This window comes from Maricaulis sp., from assembly GCF_048270265.1.
Lineage (GTDB): Bacteria > Pseudomonadota > Alphaproteobacteria > Caulobacterales > Maricaulaceae > Maricaulis.
Genome location: NZ_JBLWTD010000007.1, coordinates 65,212 through 81,665 on the forward strand (window position 1 = coordinate 65,212; position 16,454 = coordinate 81,665).

The 16,454-nt window shown below is 64.3% G+C and carries 18 protein-coding genes; 12 read left to right on the forward strand and 6 right to left on the reverse strand.

Annotation, left to right across the window (positions count from 1 at the left end):
- Positions 1-10: 10 nt before the first annotated feature.
- Positions 11-724, reverse strand: coding sequence for a type 1 glutamine amidotransferase (locus tag ACN0YF_RS05695; protein WP_417493650.1), 714 nt, complete (start codon positions 722-724; stop codon positions 11-13).
- Between the two features lie 109 nt (positions 725-833).
- Between ACN0YF_RS05695 and ACN0YF_RS05700 the strand changes: the two genes are divergently transcribed.
- On the forward strand, positions 834-1,817 hold the full coding sequence (locus tag ACN0YF_RS05700) for an MBL fold metallo-hydrolase (RefSeq protein WP_417493651.1): 984 nt from the start codon (positions 834-836) through the stop codon (positions 1,815-1,817).
- 861 nt (positions 1,818-2,678) lie between these two features.
- On the opposite strand, the gene ACN0YF_RS05705 is transcribed toward ACN0YF_RS05700, so the two are convergent.
- Entirely contained in the window at positions 2,679-3,587 is a 909-nt protein-coding gene (locus ACN0YF_RS05705) for an AEC family transporter (protein WP_417493652.1), read from the reverse strand.
- Positions 3,588-3,590: 3 nt separating this feature from the next.
- Complete coding sequence (gene ruvX / locus ACN0YF_RS05710) at positions 3,591-4,040, reverse strand: Holliday junction resolvase RuvX (protein WP_417482038.1); 450 nt, start codon at positions 4,038-4,040, stop codon at positions 3,591-3,593.
- Between the two features lie 100 nt (positions 4,041-4,140).
- Here ruvX and gatC point away from each other — a divergent pair, with 100 nt between their 5' ends.
- From gatC to ACN0YF_RS05750, 8 genes are all read left to right on the forward strand, one after another.
- A complete protein-coding gene (gene gatC, locus ACN0YF_RS05715; protein WP_339741698.1) occupies positions 4,141-4,428 on the forward strand; it encodes an Asp-tRNA(Asn)/Glu-tRNA(Gln) amidotransferase subunit GatC in 288 nt (95 codons plus the stop codon).
- Between the two features lie 5 nt (positions 4,429-4,433).
- Complete coding sequence (gene gatA, locus ACN0YF_RS05720) at positions 4,434-5,906, forward strand: Asp-tRNA(Asn)/Glu-tRNA(Gln) amidotransferase subunit GatA (RefSeq protein ID WP_417493653.1); 1,473 nt, start codon at positions 4,434-4,436, stop codon at positions 5,904-5,906.
- Between the two features lie 4 nt (positions 5,907-5,910).
- Complete coding sequence (locus ACN0YF_RS05725; RefSeq protein WP_417493654.1) at positions 5,911-6,174, forward strand: hypothetical protein; 264 nt, start codon at positions 5,911-5,913, stop codon at positions 6,172-6,174.
- Complete coding sequence (locus ACN0YF_RS05730) at positions 6,171-6,449, forward strand: hypothetical protein (RefSeq protein WP_417493655.1); 279 nt, start codon at positions 6,171-6,173, stop codon at positions 6,447-6,449. The genes ACN0YF_RS05725 and ACN0YF_RS05730 overlap by 4 nt, the downstream gene beginning before the upstream one ends.
- An 81-nt stretch (positions 6,450-6,530) precedes the next feature.
- Positions 6,531-8,024: an Asp-tRNA(Asn)/Glu-tRNA(Gln) amidotransferase subunit GatB gene (gene gatB, locus ACN0YF_RS05735; protein WP_417493656.1), complete on the forward strand. Its 1,494-nt coding sequence runs from the start codon at positions 6,531-6,533 to the stop codon at positions 8,022-8,024.
- Between the two features lie 105 nt (positions 8,025-8,129).
- Positions 8,130-9,500, forward strand: coding sequence for a mechanosensitive ion channel family protein (locus tag ACN0YF_RS05740; protein WP_417493657.1), 1,371 nt, complete (start codon positions 8,130-8,132; stop codon positions 9,498-9,500).
- 107 nt (positions 9,501-9,607) lie between these two features.
- The gene (locus ACN0YF_RS05745) at positions 9,608-9,952 is read left to right on the forward strand and encodes an ArsR/SmtB family transcription factor (protein ID WP_417493658.1); all 345 of its coding nucleotides are present in this window, start codon (positions 9,608-9,610) and stop codon (positions 9,950-9,952) included.
- 103 nt (positions 9,953-10,055) lie between these two features.
- Positions 10,056-10,535 carry an SRPBCC family protein gene (locus ACN0YF_RS05750; RefSeq protein WP_417493659.1) on the forward strand — a complete coding sequence of 160 codons (480 nt, stop codon included), beginning with the start codon at positions 10,056-10,058 and terminating at the stop codon, positions 10,533-10,535.
- Between the two features lie 16 nt (positions 10,536-10,551).
- On the opposite strand, the gene ACN0YF_RS05755 is transcribed toward ACN0YF_RS05750, so the two are convergent.
- Together ACN0YF_RS05755 and ACN0YF_RS05760 are read right to left on the reverse strand one after the other, a co-directional pair.
- Entirely contained in the window at positions 10,552-11,565 is a 1,014-nt protein-coding gene (locus ACN0YF_RS05755) for a lipase family protein (protein WP_417493660.1), read from the reverse strand.
- Positions 11,566-11,593: 28 nt separating this feature from the next.
- Complete coding sequence (locus tag ACN0YF_RS05760; protein WP_417493661.1) at positions 11,594-12,547, reverse strand: isopenicillin N synthase family dioxygenase; 954 nt, start codon at positions 12,545-12,547, stop codon at positions 11,594-11,596.
- A 172-nt stretch (positions 12,548-12,719) separates the two neighbouring features.
- Here ACN0YF_RS05760 and ACN0YF_RS05765 point away from each other — a divergent pair, with 172 nt between their 5' ends.
- The 3 genes from ACN0YF_RS05765 to ACN0YF_RS05775 all read left to right on the forward strand — a co-directional run bounded on the left by ACN0YF_RS05765 (position 12,720) and on the right by ACN0YF_RS05775 (position 15,545).
- Positions 12,720-13,445: a glutathione S-transferase family protein gene (locus tag ACN0YF_RS05765; protein WP_417493662.1), complete on the forward strand. Its 726-nt coding sequence runs from the start codon at positions 12,720-12,722 to the stop codon at positions 13,443-13,445.
- Between the two features lie 97 nt (positions 13,446-13,542).
- Positions 13,543-15,111 (forward strand): hypothetical protein, encoded by a 1,569-nt coding sequence (locus tag ACN0YF_RS05770; protein WP_417493663.1) that lies wholly within the window; start codon positions 13,543-13,545, stop codon positions 15,109-15,111.
- Between the two features lie 161 nt (positions 15,112-15,272).
- Entirely contained in the window at positions 15,273-15,545 is a 273-nt protein-coding gene (locus ACN0YF_RS05775; protein WP_417470411.1) for a hypothetical protein, read from the forward strand.
- Between the two features lie 109 nt (positions 15,546-15,654).
- Here the strand turns inward: ACN0YF_RS05775 and ACN0YF_RS05780 are convergent, their stop codons facing one another.
- Complete coding sequence (locus ACN0YF_RS05780; RefSeq protein WP_417493664.1) at positions 15,655-16,383, reverse strand: polysaccharide biosynthesis/export family protein; 729 nt, start codon at positions 16,381-16,383, stop codon at positions 15,655-15,657.
- Positions 16,384-16,454: the final 71 nt, after the last annotated feature.

Genomic DNA, 16,454 nt, shown 5'->3' on the forward strand with positions numbered 1-16,454 from the left:
AAAGTTGGCGTCAGGCTGCGCCGAGAAACCGCGCCAGGGCGCGTGCGACAGCCAGATCATCGAGCGGTTCGTCCATGTGCTGCACCAGTGCCGCGGCCTCGTCGGCGCTGAGCGGATTGCCTTTGCGTAGCTCGATCAGGGCGCCGGCGATGGGGCGGGTGAATTCGGGGTGGGGCTGGAGGCTGATGGTGGCGCCATTCTCATAGACGAGGCCGGCATGGGGGCAGCCGGGCGAGCTCAGGAAGGTTGTGGCGCTCGCGGGCGGGGTGATGACCTGGTCCTGATGGCTGGCGAGCAGGGAAATCTCAGGCGGCAGTTCGTCGAAACAGGCCGGGCGATCGCCGGTGAAGCGATAGGTCTGGCGGCCCAATTGCCAGCCATTGGGGGCGAGACGGACATCGCCGCCGAGCGCATCGGCGATGATCTGGTGCCCGAAACAGATCCCGAGCATCGGTATTTTGGCGGCATAGGCGGCGCGGATGAAATCACGCAGCGGCTCGATCCAGACGGGACTGTCATAGACGCCGTATTTCGAGCCGGAGAAGACCAGGCCCTCCAGTCCGGCCGGATCGGGCAGGGCTTGCCCATCGAGCACATAGACGCTTTGCCAGTCGATCTCGGCCCCGGCGCTGGCGAAGAAAGTCTCGAACAGCGGCGGATAGCGCTCGAACCGGTCGCGCAGGCGTGGATTGGTTTCGCCGAGCTGGATCAGGGTAAGGCGCATGGCGGGATATCCGGAGTAGCCAAAGGGGAGCGGTATATTGAGTGGCGCAGGGTGGCTGGGCAAGGCCGTGGGCCTTGACGCCTGTGCCATGGTGCGGCTCAGTTGCGCGATGAAAAAACCTATGCCGGCTGTGATGATCGCCCTTGTCGCCGCGGTGGTAGCGCTGTTTGCGGCCGCCATCGCCCTGTTTTCCGCTTCTGCGCAGGCACAGGAGGCGCCGCAATGCGGTGTCGAACTGATAGTGCTGGGTGTTTCCCAGGATGGTGGCGGGCCGCAAATGGGGCATGCCGAGGATCCGGCCTGGGCGGATCCGTCGCTGCGACGACTGGCGACATCGCTGGGGGTGGTGGACCGCACCAGAGGGCAGCGTCTGATGTTCGAGGCGACACCGGACATGCGCGAAGAGCTCTACCGGCTTGATCAGGCAATGCCGGTCGAGGCGCGGCCCGGGCTGGACGGCGTGTTTCTCACCCACGCCCATATCGGCCATTACACCGGCCTGATGTTTCTCGGTCATGAGAGCATGGGGGCACACGCCGTGCCGGTGTATGCGATGCCACGCATGGCGGATTTCCTCACCGCCAACGGGCCGTGGAGCCAGCTGGTGCGCTATGAGAATATCGCCCTGCAGCCGATGGTGGCCGGTGAAGCTGTCGTGCTGGACCGGGTGCGGGTGACGCCGTTCGAGGTGCCGCACCGGCAGGAATTTTCCGAAGTCGTCGGTTATCGCATCGAGGGGCCGGAGCGTTCCGCGCTTTTCATCCCCGATATCGATAGCTGGGAGGAGTGGGAGGCGCTCGGCACCCGCATCGAGGACATGATCGCCTCGGTGGATGTCGCCTATCTCGATGCCACTTTCTACGCCAATGGCGAAATCCCCGGCCGCGACATGTCGGGCTTTCCCCATCCCTTTATCACGCATTCGATGGACCGCTTTGCCAGCCTGCCGGCCTCAGAGCGCGCCAAGGTGCGCTTCATCCATTTCAATCACACCAATGCGGTGCGCTATCCCGATGCGCCGGAGCGCGGCGTGGTCGAGGCGGCCGGGTTCGGGCTGGCTGATGAGGGCGAGCGGTTTTGCCTGGGTGGGTAGCTTTCCCTCTCCGCGAGGAGAGGGTGCCCGGCAGGGCGGGTGAGGCGGGCAATGGATACGCATCAGAACTTGCCCGCTCCCGCCAATTGCCCACGGTGATTTTGCCCGCCTCATCCGCCCCGGTTCAAGTCCGCGGCACCTTCTCCTCACGGAGAAGGAGAGCGTTGCGCTTGTGAGGATTGGCGCCGTCACCCCAACCTCAAAGCCCCCTCCACCAGCAATCTCGACCGCGTCAGCCCCCCCAACCCGGCCGCCTGTTCCAGTGCAGGGTTGGATCCGGGAGTTCGCCTTTGACCGGGCCGTCCGGCTGAGCCGGGTGCTGGACTGCCGGTCCGCGCCCTCGACCGGCTTGATCTGCGACCGCTCCGCTGTCGGTGTCGGTATAGCCGGATGCGCCCGAGCCGGCGCTCGCCCCCCGGCCACGACCGGCCGGATCCGCCATTGCACCACTGTCCTGATCGGAAAAGCCCTGTGCGCCGGTGCCGCCTGATCCACGGCCATTCCCGGCCGGATCTGCGGCGGCGCCGCTGTCACTATCGGTTAAGCCGGAGCCGCCTGCGCGCGCGCCGCCGCTGCGTCCATACCCGGCCTGATCCGCATAGGCCCCGCCATCCGAGTCCGATACGCCAGTATAGGTTTGTGCTGTAGCGCTACCGCCGATCAGTGCGCCGGCACCCGCCCCCAATACACCGCCGGTCACCTGCGTCAGAAATGAGCGGCGACTGAGTGTGCCCTTGTAAGCCATGACATTCCCTCCCAACGACAAGATCCGGCTCGCCGGAGCAAGCCCAGTCCTATTGGTAATTCGATCCGGCGAGACCGGCAAGCCGCGTCTGTCCGGACGCCTGGCTCAATGGCTGTCTAGCCCAGCAGCCACAGCCAGAACGGGATCGTCACGAAGCAGAACAGCGTTGAAGCCGTGATGTCGCCGGCGGAATAGGGCGCGTCACCGCCCATTTGCTGCGCCAGGACATAGGCCGAGCCGGCGCCGGGTGAGGATCCGGTCAGCAGGAGGATGGTGAGCGGAATGCCTTCCAGGCCCATCGCCTTGCCCACCCCGTAGAAGACCAGCGGGCCGATCATCAGTTTGAGGAAGACGGACAGGGCCAGCAGGCGTGGCCGGGCGCGCAGGGTGGTGAAATTGAGGCCGGCCCCGACCGAGAGCAGGATCAGCGGCAGGGCGGCCTGGCCGAGCAGGGTCAGCGTATCGATGACGGCGGCCGGGACGGGGATGTGGGCCAGGTTCACCACACCACCGGCGACCGAGCCAAGGATCAGCGGGTTGGTGATGATGCGGTAGACGATGGAGCGCCAGTTCGGTGCCGCGCCTTCGCCCCAGACCGCCAGGGCCGCAACGCATTCGATATTCACCAGCGGGATGGAGACCACCATCACCAGCGCGACGAGGATTTCGCCCTGGTCGCCGAACAGCGCGATGCCGAGCGCCAGGATCAGCATCCCGTTCCAGCGGCACACCGCCTGGAAGACGCTGGTATAGGTCGGGTCGGGGATTTTCAGCAGCGGCTTGAGTGCCAGCATGATCACGGCCATGGCCATGAAGCCGAGGACGGAGGCGATCAGGAAGGGCCCCAGCGTGATGGAGGAGAGGTCGGCGCGGGCAATGGCGGTAAACAGCAGGGCCGGGGAGAGGCCGAGATAGGCGAGGCGCGAGACGGGCCCCCAGCTATTATCGGGCAGCAGGCCGGAGCGGCGCAGCAGCCAGCCGATCGCGATGACACCGAAAATCGGGAAGAGGGCGGCGAGGATCATGGCTTACAAATGCTCCAGCCGGTCGAGCACGCTGCGCAGGATATTGGCGGCGGCATGGGCATCGATCACCTGTTTGCGGCGATCACGGCGCATCCCGGCGGCAATCAGCGCCTCGGTGGCCTCGAAGGTGGAGAGGCGCTCGTCCTGGAAGATGATGGGGATATCGCGCAGGCCGAGCAGATTGCGCGCCAGGGCGCGGGAGGACTGGGCGCGTGCGCCCTCGGTGCCATCCATATTGTAAGGCAGGCCGATCACGAGGCCGACGGCCTTGCGCTCGTCATAGAGCTGGAAAATGCGCTTGGCGTCGTGCGTGAACTTGGTGCGCTGGATGGTTTCCACCGGCGTGGCGAGGCCGCGGCTGGCACCGCATGAGGCCACGCCAATCGTCTTGGAGCCCGGATCGAGCGCAAGGATCGGGCCTTGGGCTAAGTCTTCAAGGTCAATCAGGGCCATAAGGTCGAAATGCTCCGAGTGCGGTTTGCCGTCAAGCTTTCTTGCACCTGCGAAGACGTATTGCTACTCAGTCGGCATCGATTGCCCGGAGCTGATTTCCATGTCCGTCACCGCTGATGATGTGCGCCGCATTGCCCGGCTTGCACGCCTTGCTGAACCGAAAGACCGTATCGACACGCTGGTAGGCGAGTTGAATGGCATTCTCGACTGGATCAAACAGCTCGACGAGGTCGATATCGAAGGCGTCGAGCCGATGACCACACCGGTCAAGTTCCCGCTGCCGCAGCGCGAGGATGTCGTCAATGATGGCGGGATTCGCGACAAGGTGCTGGCCAATGCGCCCAGCAGTGAAGACGGGTTTTTCGTTGTGCCCAAGAGCGTGGAATAGAGATCATGAGCGAACTCCTCAAACTCTCCCTCGAAGCGGTCACCGCCAAGCTGCGGGCACGCGAAGTCTCGGCCACCGAGCTGGCGAAAGAGGCGCTCGCGGCCGCCCAGTCGGCTCAGCCCAAGCTGAATGCCTTCACGGCCTTTGACGAAGCCAAGACCATGGCGATGGCGAAAGCCTCCGACGAGCGTCTGGCGCGCGGCGAGGGCGGCCTGCTCGAAGGCGCCCCGCTGGCGATCAAGGATCTGTTCGCGGTCGAGGGCGTCTCGACGACGGCCTCCTCGAACATCCTCAAGGGCTTCAAGCCGCCCTACGAATCTACCGTGACCCAGTCCTGGTGGGATCATGGCGGTGTCTTCCTGTGCAAGACCTCGATGGACGAGTTCGCGATGGGCTCCTCCAACGAGACCTCCAATACCGGCCCGGTCAATAATCCCTGGAAGGGCGCCAAGGGCGAGACCCTGACGCCGGGCGGTTCTTCGGGTGGCTCTGCAACGGCGGTTGCCGCTGATCTGTGCTTTGGCGCTACGGGCACCGATACCGGCGGCTCGATTCGCCAGCCCGCTGCCTTCACCGGCACCGTCGGCGTGAAGGGCACCTATGGCCGCACTTCGCGCTGGGGCGCGATCGCCTTTGCCTCCTCGCTCGATCATCCCGGTCCCTTCGCCAAGACGGTCAAGGATGGCGCCATTCTGCTGCAGGCGATGTCGGGCCATGATGCCAAGGATTCGACCTCGCTGCCCAACGACGTGCCCGATTTCGTTGCCGCCTGTGGCCGCTCGGTCAAAGGCCTGCGCATTGGCGTGCCGAAGGAATACCGCGTCGATGGCATGCCCGACGAGATCGAGAAGGCCTGGCAGCAGGGCATTGAATGGCTTAAAGCTGCCGGCTGCGAGATCGTGGATATCTCCCTGCCGCACACCAAATACGCCCTGCCGGCCTATTACATCGTCGCGCCGGCGGAAGCCTCGTCCAATCTCGCCCGCTATGACGGCATGCGCTACGGCAATCGCGTCGAGGGCAAGGACCTGACCGAGACCTATGAGAAGACCCGCGCGGCCGGCTTCGGCAATGAGGTACAGCGCCGCATCATGATCGGCACCTATGTGCTCTCGGCCGGGTATTATGATGCGTATTATCTGCGCGCCCAGAAGGTGCGCACGCGCATCCTGCAGGATTTCGACCAGGCCTTCGAGAAGGTCGACGCCATCCTGACGCCGTCGGCACCGTCTGCGGCCTTCCCGCTGGGGTCGAAGTCGAATGATCCGATCGCGATGTATCTCAATGACGTCTTCACCGTGACCGCCAATCTGGCCGGTGTGCCCGCCATGTCGGTGCCCGCCGGGCTCGACAAGGATGGCCTGCCGCTGGGGCTGCAGATCATTACCAAGGCGCTCGACGAGGAGACGATGTTCACCGTCGGCGCCGCGCTCGAGGATGCGGCGGGCTTCACGGCCAAGCCGGCGAAGTGGTGGTAGGGCGATGAGCGGCGAGACGCCTGACGAGACACCGGCACCGAAGTCCAAGAGCGTGATGGACCGGGTCATGCTCGGCGTGATCGCCCTGATGTGCCTGCTGTTCGGCCTGCCGATGATCTATTCGTCGGGCACGGTGATCGGCGCGATGTTTGCCGGGGCGATGCCGAGTCTGTGGGCGCTGGCGCTGATGCCGATCGCGCTGGGGCTGCTCTATGCCGGGGTCCGGTTGGGCATTGCCGCGGTCATGCCGAACAAGCGCGCGTCATGAGCGAGGTGCCGGCTCCTGCAGCGGTCAAGCTGATCCGCCCGGCGATCTATGCCGGCGTGCTGGTCTGCCTGATCGGCGCGGCGCTGGTTTCGGGCAAGCTGGAGCTTGGCCTGCCGCTGGTGGCGGAGGTCATTCTGCTGGCGACGGGTGTGGCGATATTGGCGTTCGGCCTGCTCGCATCGCTGTCCTGGCGCAGCGTCCAGGCAGCCATGGCGAACGAGGCCGCGGGGATTGCACCGCTGCCCTATGATGATGAAGACGATGAGGATGACTAGTTCGTCTCGACCTGTGAATGTGGGCGATAATCCGGATGGCGTTGATACGCATCCGAGAAGGCTTGGAAGAGTGAGACCGACATGAGTGAACACACCTATCGCATCACCGGTTCCACCGGCGAGTGGGAAGTCGTGATGGGGCTTGAAGTCCATGCCCAGGTCGTTTCCAACTCGAAGCTGTTTTCCGGCGCCTCGACCGCCTTCGGTGCCGAGCCGAACACCCAGGTCTCGCTGGTTGATGCGGCGATGCCGGGCATGCTGCCGGTGATCAATCACGCCATCGTCGAACAGGCCGTGAAGACCGGGCTGGGCCTCAATGCCGAGATCCATCTCTTCTCGCGCTTCGACCGCAAGAATTACTTCTACCCCGATCTGCCGCAGGGCTATCAGATCTCGCAATTTCAATTCCCCATCGTCGGTGAGGGCGAGCTGGAATGCGAACGCGATGATGGCTCGCGCTTCACGGTCGGTATTGAACGCCTGCACCTGGAACAGGATGCCGGCAAGTCGATCCATGATCTCGACCCGAACTCGACCTATGTCGATCTCAACCGTTCCGGCGTCGCGCTGATGGAGATCGTCTCCAAGCCGCATATCCGCTCGCCCGAAGAGGCCTCGGCCTATGTTTCCAAACTGCGCTCCATCCTGCGCTATCTGGGCACCTGTGGCGGCGACATGGAAAAGGGCCAGCTGCGCGCCGACGTCAATGTCTCGGTCTGCCGCCCCGGTGGCTATGAGAAATTCCGCGAGACCGGCGATTTCAGCCATCTCGGCACGCGCTGCGAGATCAAGAACGTCAACTCCCTGCGCTTCATCCGCCAGGCGATCGATTTCGAGGCCCAGCGCCAGGTCGATCTGATCGAGGATGGCGGCACGGTGCAGCAGCAGACGCGTCTGTTCGACAGCGTTACCGGCGAGACGCGCTCGATGCGCTCCAAGGAAGAGGCGCATGATTACCGCTACTTCCCCGATCCCGACCTGCTGCCGCTCGAACTGCAGCAGGCCTGGGTCGACGAGATCCGCGCCAATCTGCCCGAACTGCCGGACGAGAAGCGCCAGCGCCTGGTGACCGATCTCGGCCTGTCCGATTATGACGCCTCGGTGCTCGTCGCCGACAAGGACCGCGCCGATTATTTCGAGGCCGTCGCCGAGGGCCGCGATGCCAAGCTGGCCTCCAGCTGGGTCAATAACGAGCTGTTCGGCCGCCTCAACAAGGAAGGTCTCTCCATCACCGAGAGCCCGGTCTCCGCGGACCAGCTCGGCAAGCTGATCGCGCTGATCAGCGATGACACCATTTCCGGCAAGATCGCCAAGGATGTGTTCGAGATCCTGTGGGATGAGGGCGGCGATCCGGCCGAGATCGTCGAGGCGCGTGGCATGAAACAGGTCACCGATACCGGCGCCATCGAAGCCGTGATCGACCAGCTCATCGCCGACAATCCCGACCAGGCCGCCCAGGTCAAGGAAAAGCCCAAGACGATGGGCTGGTTCGTCGGCCAGGTGATGAAGGCGATGCAGGGCAAGGCCAATCCGCAAGCGGTCAACGAGATCCTGGCGAAGAAGCTGTTGGGTTAATTCCCTCTCCCCATGAGGAGAAGGTGCGCGATGTGCGCGTCAACGCGCTGGCACCGGCCCCCGCAATAATGCTATCGCTGTGGGTGTGAGCCTCGGGGACAGCATATGATTCAGACACAGGATGACTCGGCCTTGGACGATCTGGTGCCGGTCGAGGTCTTGCAGGAACATCTGCTGGCCGTCTGGCACTGGTTTCTCCAGGCCATGCTCAATCTGGATATCGCGCTGCAGATCGGACTGATCGCGGCGGCAATTATTCCGGCGCTGATGTTCGGGCCGCGTTTGCGGCGGCTGGTGGAACATCATACCGCGTCGCGTATCCGCACCGGTCTGGCGCGGCGCCTGCTCTCGGCGGCGCTGGCGCTGGCGACGCCGTTGGCCCTGCTGATGGTGCTGGCGATCATCCGTATCGTTCTGGGCAGTCTGGAGCGGCCCTACGGCCTGATCGATGCGGCGATGAGCCTGATGTCGGCCTGGCTGGTGATCCGCGCCGTGACGCTGATTATCCGTTCGAAATTCTGGTCGAATGTGGCGTTCTACGTGATCTGGCCGATTGCCGCGCTCGACGTGTTCGGCCTGCTCGATGATGTCGTCGTTCAATTGCAGGCGCTGGCGATCCCGCTGGGCGAAACGGCCGATGGCGCGCCGGTTGATCTCAGCCTGTTCGATATCCTGCGCACGGTGATCTATTTCGCCGCCCTGTTCTGGCTCGCCTCGCTGGCCGGGCGCGCCGTCAATGCGCAGCTGGAAAAGGCCGAGGAGATATCACCGGCCTTTCGGGCCCTGATCGCCAAGGTGCTTGGCTTCGTGCTGCCGGTGGCGGCCCTGCTGATCGCGCTGCAGCTGACCGGCTTCAATATCGCCACCCTGGCCATCTTCTCCGGTGCGGTCGGTATCGGTGTCGGCCTCGGCCTGCAAAAGACTGTCGCCAACTTCGCAGCCGGTTTCACCCTGCTGGCCGACAAGTCGATCAAGCCGGGTGATGCCCTCGAGATCGACGGCACCTTCGGCTGGGTTACGGAGATGCAGTCGCGCTATGTCTCGATCCGCACCCGTGACGGCACGGAAATGCTGATCCCCAATGAGCGCTTCATCGTCGAGGGCGTCATCAACTGGTCGAAATCTGACCGCGCCGTTCGCGTGCACGCCCCGTTCGGCGTCAGCTATGCCACCGAGGATATCGAACGGGTGCAGCGTGTCGCCATCGAGGCGGCCCAGAGCGTCGAGCGTGTGGTGGCTGACAAGACGCCGGTCTGCAATCTGATGGCCTATGGCGCCAGCTCTGTCGATTTCGATCTGCGCTTCTGGATCACCGATCCGGAGAACGGGCTCTCCAATGTCCGCAGCGCCGTCAATGTCGCGCTGTGGAAGGCCTTCCACACCCACGGCATCGAATTCCCGTTCCCGCAGCTCGATGTCCATGTGAAGGAATTGCCGCGCAGCCGGACCGGGGCCCGCATCGCTTCGCCCGACTAGCGAGGCGCGGCCTGCCGGCATATCCGGTCGGCGGCGTGCTTCCTAATACTTAGGCTTTTCTATAAGTTTTGCTTGACGCCGGGGCTTGCGGCAAATTACATAGCCACATGCCTAACTATTCAAACGATCTCGACAACACATTCCGCGCCCTGGCCGACCCGACCCGCCGGGCTGTCATCGCCCGCCTGATCCAGGGGCCGGCCTCGGTCTCCGAACTGGCCAAACCCTTTGAAATGGCAATGCCGTCCCTGATGCAGCATTTGCGTGTGCTTGAGGATGGCGGGCTGATCCGCTCCACCAAGCAGGGGCGGGTACGGACCTGCCAGATCGAGCCCTTGCAGCTGCAGCGCGCCCAGGACTGGATCGCCCGCCAGCGGGCGCAGTGGGAAGGACGGCTCGACCGGCTGGAGGATTATCTCGAAACGACCCGCAAGGACGGGGATACGCCCTGAGGGTGGCAGCGTCCGGCCCACATACGGACTGGTGGCCGCTCTGACGCCTGATCATTTTTCAACAGACCCGCCCGGCGCTTCGCCGGCTGAAGGGAGAACCGCCATGAACGACAGCACAGCACTGCACGAGACATTCACCCTGACCCGCACGCTCGCTGCCCCGGTTGCGGCCGTCTATCGCGCCTGGGCCGACCCCAAGGCCCGCGCCGCCTGGAACGCGCCGGTGCCGGGTGTCGAGGTGGCGTATGACGCCGATGATTTCCGCGTCTGCGGCGTCGACCAGGTGCGTTATATCGAGCCGGACGGTGCGGTGTTCAGCGCGCACCTGACCTATCACGACATTGTCGCTGACCAGCGCATTCTCTACTCCGAAACCCTGTCCTGCGAGGGCGAACCGGTCTCGGCGGCGCTGGTGACGGCGGAGTTCCTCGGTGACGGGGCCGGCTGCAAGCTGGTCGTGACCGTGCAGATGGCCGCGCTCAATGGTTCGGGCATGGAAACTGGCTATCGCGAAGGCTGGAACGCCGTGCTCGACAATCTGCCGCTCTGGTTGGCGCAGGAGAGTGTGGGCGGGCTGGCCTGAGCGCACACGCGCCCGCTCACCCGGCGGCGCCCTTGTCCTCATCCGGGCTCAGCGCGGTGAGATAGCGCTGGACGCCGCTATGGGCGTCGATCATCTCGCGAAAGCGCATCTTGACGATGGCATCGATGATCACGTCCCAGGCGGTGCGTTCGGCATCGTCATCATCCTGGATGCGGCCATCTTCCTCGTGCAGGAAATGCAGGCGCCCGAACTGGCGATAGGGCCAGGCGGGCAGGGCCTTGAGGGCATCCTCGACCAGCATCAGCTTCTTCACTTCCTCAAGCCGCTTGTCGCCCTCCAGCCATTCGCGGATCTGCGGTCCGCCGGGCAGGTAGGGTACGGGATCGAGAGCGTTCTGGAAGCGTGAGGTGTGGGCGAGAAGTCCGTCCTGCTCATAGTGATCAATGAAGTCCTGGTCGGCCGTCATCGGCGCGGCGAAACTGCAGACCTCGATCCGGCGATCGGGGTAGTGCGCCTTGATCAGCGTCGCGCCGAGTGCCGCCATGGCACCGCCCTTGGAATGGCCGGTGATGCGGATCGCGCTCGCCGAGCCGGCTTCGAGGGTCTCCAGGGTTTCAAGCAGATCCTGCGCCAGGCTGGAGACGGCTGTGCCAAAGGCGCTCGCGACCTGGCCATAGTCGCGATCGCCCACTCTCCACGGCATCGGCACCGTCTGGGCATCGTGCAGCCAGTCGGCGGCCCAGCGCCAGAAGATCATGTCCTCCGGCGGCAGCGTGCCGCGAAAGGTCACCAGCAGCCCGCCATCATCGGTGCGGCAGACAAAGCCGGCATGCACATCGTGCACGCCGCTGACGAAGACCAGGGGGCGTGTCCCCTTTTTCAGCCCGGCCTTCCGCAGCATGGGCTGACCGGAGGCCAGCTTGCGGTCCGAGATCAGATAGGCGGCATTGCAGGCGTGAATCATCCGGCGCGGCCACGGATTTTCGTCCTGGTGTGCGACGACCGGATGCAGCAGCTCGCTCGCTACATGCTTGATCTCGCTGACAATCGAATGGTCTGAAGGCGGCATGACGCGGATGGACCCGTGTTTGGTATCGCTAGAGCAGGCCGATTTCGCGCAGGCGCTGATTGAGGAAATCATTCGCCCGGATCGGCTCGGGATATTTGTCGGGATGCTCCGCCGTGGCGCAGCCGGCCAGGGTCTCGATCATGTAGTCGGGCCGGTAGTGCAGGAAGAAGGGCATGGAATAGCGTGAATGCCCGGTGCGCGCGCCGACCGGATTGATGACGCGGTGCTGGGTCGAGGGCAAAAGATCATTGGTCGAGCGCGCCAGCATGTCGCCCATATTCACCACAAGACAGCCGGCGGGCGGGTTCATATCGATCCATTCGCCGGACCGAGTTTTGACCTGCAGTCCGGGCTCCTCGGCACCGAGCAGCAGGGTGATGGTATTGATATCGCCATGGGCCTCGGCCCGGATCGAGCCGCCCGGATCGCCGGCCACGGGTGGGTAATGCAGCAGCCGCATCACCGAATTGCCGTCCTTGACCGTGTCGTCGAAGAAATCGGCCGCAAGCCCGAGATCAAGCGCGATGGCGCTCAGCACGCGCCGGCCGAGCGCGTCAAAATCCTCGTAGAGACCGTGCACGGTCTCCTTCCAGCCCTCGATTTCCGCCGGAACCAGATTGGGTGCCATATCGGCCTGGTATTTATGCCCCGGCGGCAGATCGCGGCCGACATGCCAGAATTCCTTCAGGTCGACATGCTTGGCGTCCTTGGCGATTTCCTTGCCGAAGGGCGTATAGCCGCGCGCACCGCCGCCACCGGGGACGAAATAGGTCTGCTTCACCGCCTCGGGCAGGGCGAAGAATTCCGCCGCCTTGGCGTAGGCGCGATCAATCCGCGTCGGGTCGAGACCGTGATCGGAGATCGCGGCGAAGCCGAATTCGCGGAAGCTCCGCCCCAGCTCGGCGGCGAAGCCTTGCGGATCGCTGGCCTGGCGGGCCATGGAGACGGGCGTGAAGCGGGAAAGGGTATCGCTGGCTGACATGGGGCTTGGACCTCATCTGGATGTGGCACGGGGATAAGGCTTTGGCGCCTGCCTGCCAAGTCACCCAAGGTAGATGACATCTCCGTGATCACAGCCGCGCTTGAATGCCGCAGGCGGCGCCCCATCTTCGCTGGACAGGAATTGCCTGCGACACACAAACCGGAGACGCTCCATGTCCGCCCCGATCGAACTCTATTACTGGCCAACCCCGAATGGCTGGAAAGTCTCAATCGCGCTTGAGGAAATGGGCCTGCCCTATGTGCTCAAGCCGGTGAATATCGGGGCCGGTGAACAGTTCGAACCGGCCTTCCTCAAGATCAGCCCGAATAACCGCATGCCCGCCATCATCGATCCCGATGGCCCGGGCGGCGAGCCGATCTCCGTTTTCGAGAGCGCTGCCATCCTGCAATATCTCGGTCGCAAGTCGGGTCAGTTCTACCCCACCGACGAACGCGCCCGCGTCGAGGTCGAGCAATGGCTGTTCTGGCAGATGGGTGGTCTTGGCCCGATGGCCGGACAGGCGCATCATTTCCGCACCTATGCCAAGGCGATCGAGCCCGATGAGAGCAAGCTGGAATACGGCAAGACGCGCTATACCAATGAGGTCAACCGTCTCTACGGCGTGCTCGAGCGCGCTCTCTCGGACGGGCGCGACTATATCGCCGGCGAATACTCCATCGCCGATATGGCGATCTGGCCCTGGATCCTGCCGGAAGGGCAGGGACAGAATCTCGCCGACTTCCCGAAACTCTCCGCCTGGCACGAGCGCGTAGGCGCCCGCCCGGCCGTGAAGACAGGCCGGGCGCTGGCGACCGATATGCGCCGCGGTCTCGATGAGGACAGCGAGGAGGGCAAGAAGGCCCGCGACCTCTTGTTCGGTCAGAAAGCCCGCGTCTGAGGCTTGCGCGCTGCGCCAGCTCGCCTTGCACGCGTAAGGGCTTGCGTCTGAGCGCCGGAAATCCAATTCTGGGGCGGGACAGCAAGGGGGCAGGTCCATGGCTGACGCCAGTGGCGCAGCGCATTCGGGCGCACCGGATATCGACACACCGCGACGCTCGGGCCTGACCCGGGCCGAAGCCGCGCGTCTGGCTGCGACCGAGGCCTGCCGGGCCGAAACCTGCTCGCCCTGGGAAGCCTCGCCGGCCGGCCTCGTGCCCTGGCTGATCTGGCGCGCCCTGTTCAAGGGCTTCCGGCCGGTCTGGCTGATCGCCTCGCTGGCGGTCTCCCTCTGGTTCGGTGCCCACGTGGTGATCGAGAGCGGCGGCATCCGCGCCATCACCCGGACCGAGCCCGGACTGGAGGCGCGCATACAGTCCAGCCTGGCTGCCTCCGTACCAGCCGGGGAAGACCCGCGCGCCTATTGGGTTGCGCGCATGAATGAGGCGCTCGATGGCGATGCGCGGCGGCGGGCCGATCTCGACCGCTTTCGTGCCTGGGCCACGATCGGCCCGGAGCTGATCGGACGGGAGCGCCTTGCCCTGGAATATCTCGCCGGCCCGGACGGTGCCGCAGCGCTTGATGCCCGCCTGACAGCCGGCCCGCCCTGGGTGCGCCGGGACCGGCTGGCGCGCGGCTATCGCGAACTGATCGAGAGCGCGCCGGCCCGGCGTCTCGATCCGCCGCAGCTGGTGCTGGCCCCGGAGGCGGTGATGACGCGGCAGGCCGCGGCACAATTTCACTGGTCGATCGCCGAACACAGTGCCAACGCCTTTTTCAGCGGCCGTCAGAGCGGCCAGTTCGAGCTGACCATGGTGCCAGGCCTTGTGGCGGCGCCTGGCGGCGATACGCGCCTCTATGGCGGCGTCCGGCAGCTCTATATGCAAGCCTGCGCCCTTGATGCGCTGATCGAGGGGTGTGAGACGGGCATCATCCCGCCGCAGGCCTTCGATCCGGTGCGCTATGCACTCGCCGCGCTTGAAGCCGGTGTCGTCGACCTCAACCTGCCGGAGAGCGCGGTCCATGATGGTGCCCAGGTGCTGCAGGCCGCACGCGAGGCGGGCCGGCTGCAGCCGGAGCTTGAGGCGCAATTGCAGGACTGGGTGACAGCCATACTGACGCCGGCTGAGGTCTCGTCGGCCCTTGAGCGCTCCGGCCTTCGGCCCGACTTTGCCTTCTCGGCTCCGACCCAGGCGGCGGGCGCGCTGGCGGGACAGCTGGAACGCCGGACGGGAGCCGAGGCCGCGGCGCTGTCGCGTCTGCTTGATGATCTCGCCCGCATCCGGCGCGCATCCTCGGTCATGACCGCGATCCGCGTCGTCTCCTCGATCGGTCAGCTTAACCAAGCCGACTATCTGGTGCGCATCTCGAACACGGCCGGTGACCGTCTCCTGGCCCTGCATCTGGCACTGGGCGAGGGGGTGTATCACCTGCTCGATTCCGGGGAATCCGCGCCGCAACCAACGGCCCGATCGGTCAATCTGGCCTGGGCCGGCCTGCTTTCGGCGGCGATTGTCGTGTTTTTGACCCTGCTTAGGGTGGCCAGTGCCCCTGATGTGAGGCGGGCGAGTCGCATGGCAGCACTGGACGCTTGGCTCTCGCGTTTATTCCTTGGTAGGAAAACCTAACCGATTTAAAGGCTTATGGCCTATTTTTCCTGAAATCCCTTAACCTTAAAGCAATTCTCTTTGCGCAGGATCGGTCTCGTTCGAAAGGCATTCGGACAGGATGGTGGCGCGGATGACAGGTTCATAAGGACCGCATCCGCCGGTGTTACAGGGGAATGATCATGGCGTTTACCGACGTTGAAACTGCGCAAGTGCATGAAGCCGTTACCAGCGATCCAACAGGCGAAGACCTGTGCAAGCTGGGCATTCTGTACTCGACCGGCCAGGGTGGCGAAATCGACTATGTCGAAGCCCACAAATGGTTCAATCTCGCGGCCCTGATGGGTTCCGAGCCGGCGAAGTACTACCGCCAGGAAATCTCCGATCAGATGTCGACGATGGAAGTTGCCAGCGCGCAACGTGCCGCTCGCGAATGGCTCTCGACGCGTCACTAGGCAGGCCACCATTCTGTCTGAAGGTCAGCGGATGAGACCATCCGCTGACCATCCCGACAGATTGACGGCATGCCTTGATGATTGAGTTCCGGCTTCGTGTCCCGGCTGATCAGTTGTTATTGATCGCGTTCGCGATGGCGTAGGACATGGCCTGGTCGAGCGGCAGGATCGAATTCACATACTGCTCGATGAAGACATTGATCTCGGCCACGGTAGTGCGCGGCACGAAGACGATGTCATTGCGGCGCAGCTGCAGCGCATCCGCCCCGTCGCGGCCGCGCAGCGCGTCACGAAGATTGACGGTGCGGATCATCAGTCCGCCACCGGGTGCCCGGCGCAGAATGGCGACCTGGCGCGAGGCCGTGTCGCGGAAACCACCGGCCAGCATCACCGCTTCGAGAGCCCCGATCGGGCTGGGCAGGGCGATCAGGCCCGGCGAGTTCACCTCACCTCCGACGATGATATTCTGTGGCCCGAGCGTCGCACGGCGCACCTCGACGATGGGCGAGACCAGCACATTGCGCGCATAGGCGTCGGCGATGGCGTTGGCGATCTCGTAATCGGTCTTGTTGGCGACCATCACATTGGCCAGCAGGGGCAGGTTGATCCGCCCATCGGGCCCGATCTCCGCCGTGGTCGACAATTCCGGTGCCGAATGCACCGTCACATCGACGCTGTCGCCGGGAAAGAACCGGTATTCCGGATCAGTATCCTGCCAGGCAAGAAAATGCTGGCCGCCCCATTCTTCCGCCACGGGGCCGGGCGCCGGGCCGGAACTGGCGCAGGCAGCGAGCCCGATGGAAGCCGCAAGGCACAGGCCCAGACTGGTTGCACGCATAATAATCCCTCGGATTCGTTGATCCGCTGATTTCAGACCCGTTTGGATAAGAAAAAATTAAGCGCAGCGAG

Coding starts and splice junctions, on each gene's coding strand:
- ACN0YF_RS05695 (WP_417493650.1), bottom strand. CDS start 724: ATGCGCCTTACCCTGATCCAGCTCGGCGAAACCAATCCACGCCTGCGC.
- ACN0YF_RS05700 (WP_417493651.1), top strand. CDS start 834: ATGAAAAAACCTATGCCGGCTGTGATGATCGCCCTTGTCGCCGCGGTG.
- ACN0YF_RS05705 (WP_417493652.1), bottom strand. CDS start 3,587: ATGATCCTCGCCGCCCTCTTCCCGATTTTCGGTGTCATCGCGATCGGC.
- ruvX (WP_417482038.1), bottom strand. CDS start 4,040: ATGGCCCTGATTGACCTTGAAGACTTAGCCCAAGGCCCGATCCTTGCG.
- gatC (WP_339741698.1), top strand. CDS start 4,141: ATGTCCGTCACCGCTGATGATGTGCGCCGCATTGCCCGGCTTGCACGC.
- gatA (WP_417493653.1), top strand. CDS start 4,434: ATGAGCGAACTCCTCAAACTCTCCCTCGAAGCGGTCACCGCCAAGCTG.
- ACN0YF_RS05725 (WP_417493654.1), top strand. CDS start 5,911: ATGAGCGGCGAGACGCCTGACGAGACACCGGCACCGAAGTCCAAGAGC.
- ACN0YF_RS05730 (WP_417493655.1), top strand. CDS start 6,171: ATGAGCGAGGTGCCGGCTCCTGCAGCGGTCAAGCTGATCCGCCCGGCG.
- gatB (WP_417493656.1), top strand. CDS start 6,531: ATGAGTGAACACACCTATCGCATCACCGGTTCCACCGGCGAGTGGGAA.
- ACN0YF_RS05740 (WP_417493657.1), top strand. CDS start 8,130: ATGATTCAGACACAGGATGACTCGGCCTTGGACGATCTGGTGCCGGTC.
- ACN0YF_RS05745 (WP_417493658.1), top strand. CDS start 9,608: ATGCCTAACTATTCAAACGATCTCGACAACACATTCCGCGCCCTGGCC.
- ACN0YF_RS05750 (WP_417493659.1), top strand. CDS start 10,056: ATGAACGACAGCACAGCACTGCACGAGACATTCACCCTGACCCGCACG.
- ACN0YF_RS05755 (WP_417493660.1), bottom strand. CDS start 11,565: ATGCCGCCTTCAGACCATTCGATTGTCAGCGAGATCAAGCATGTAGCG.
- ACN0YF_RS05760 (WP_417493661.1), bottom strand. CDS start 12,547: ATGTCAGCCAGCGATACCCTTTCCCGCTTCACGCCCGTCTCCATGGCC.
- ACN0YF_RS05765 (WP_417493662.1), top strand. CDS start 12,720: ATGTCCGCCCCGATCGAACTCTATTACTGGCCAACCCCGAATGGCTGG.
- ACN0YF_RS05770 (WP_417493663.1), top strand. CDS start 13,543: ATGGCTGACGCCAGTGGCGCAGCGCATTCGGGCGCACCGGATATCGAC.
- ACN0YF_RS05775 (WP_417470411.1), top strand. CDS start 15,273: ATGGCGTTTACCGACGTTGAAACTGCGCAAGTGCATGAAGCCGTTACC.
- ACN0YF_RS05780 (WP_417493664.1), bottom strand. CDS start 16,383: ATGCGTGCAACCAGTCTGGGCCTGTGCCTTGCGGCTTCCATCGGGCTC.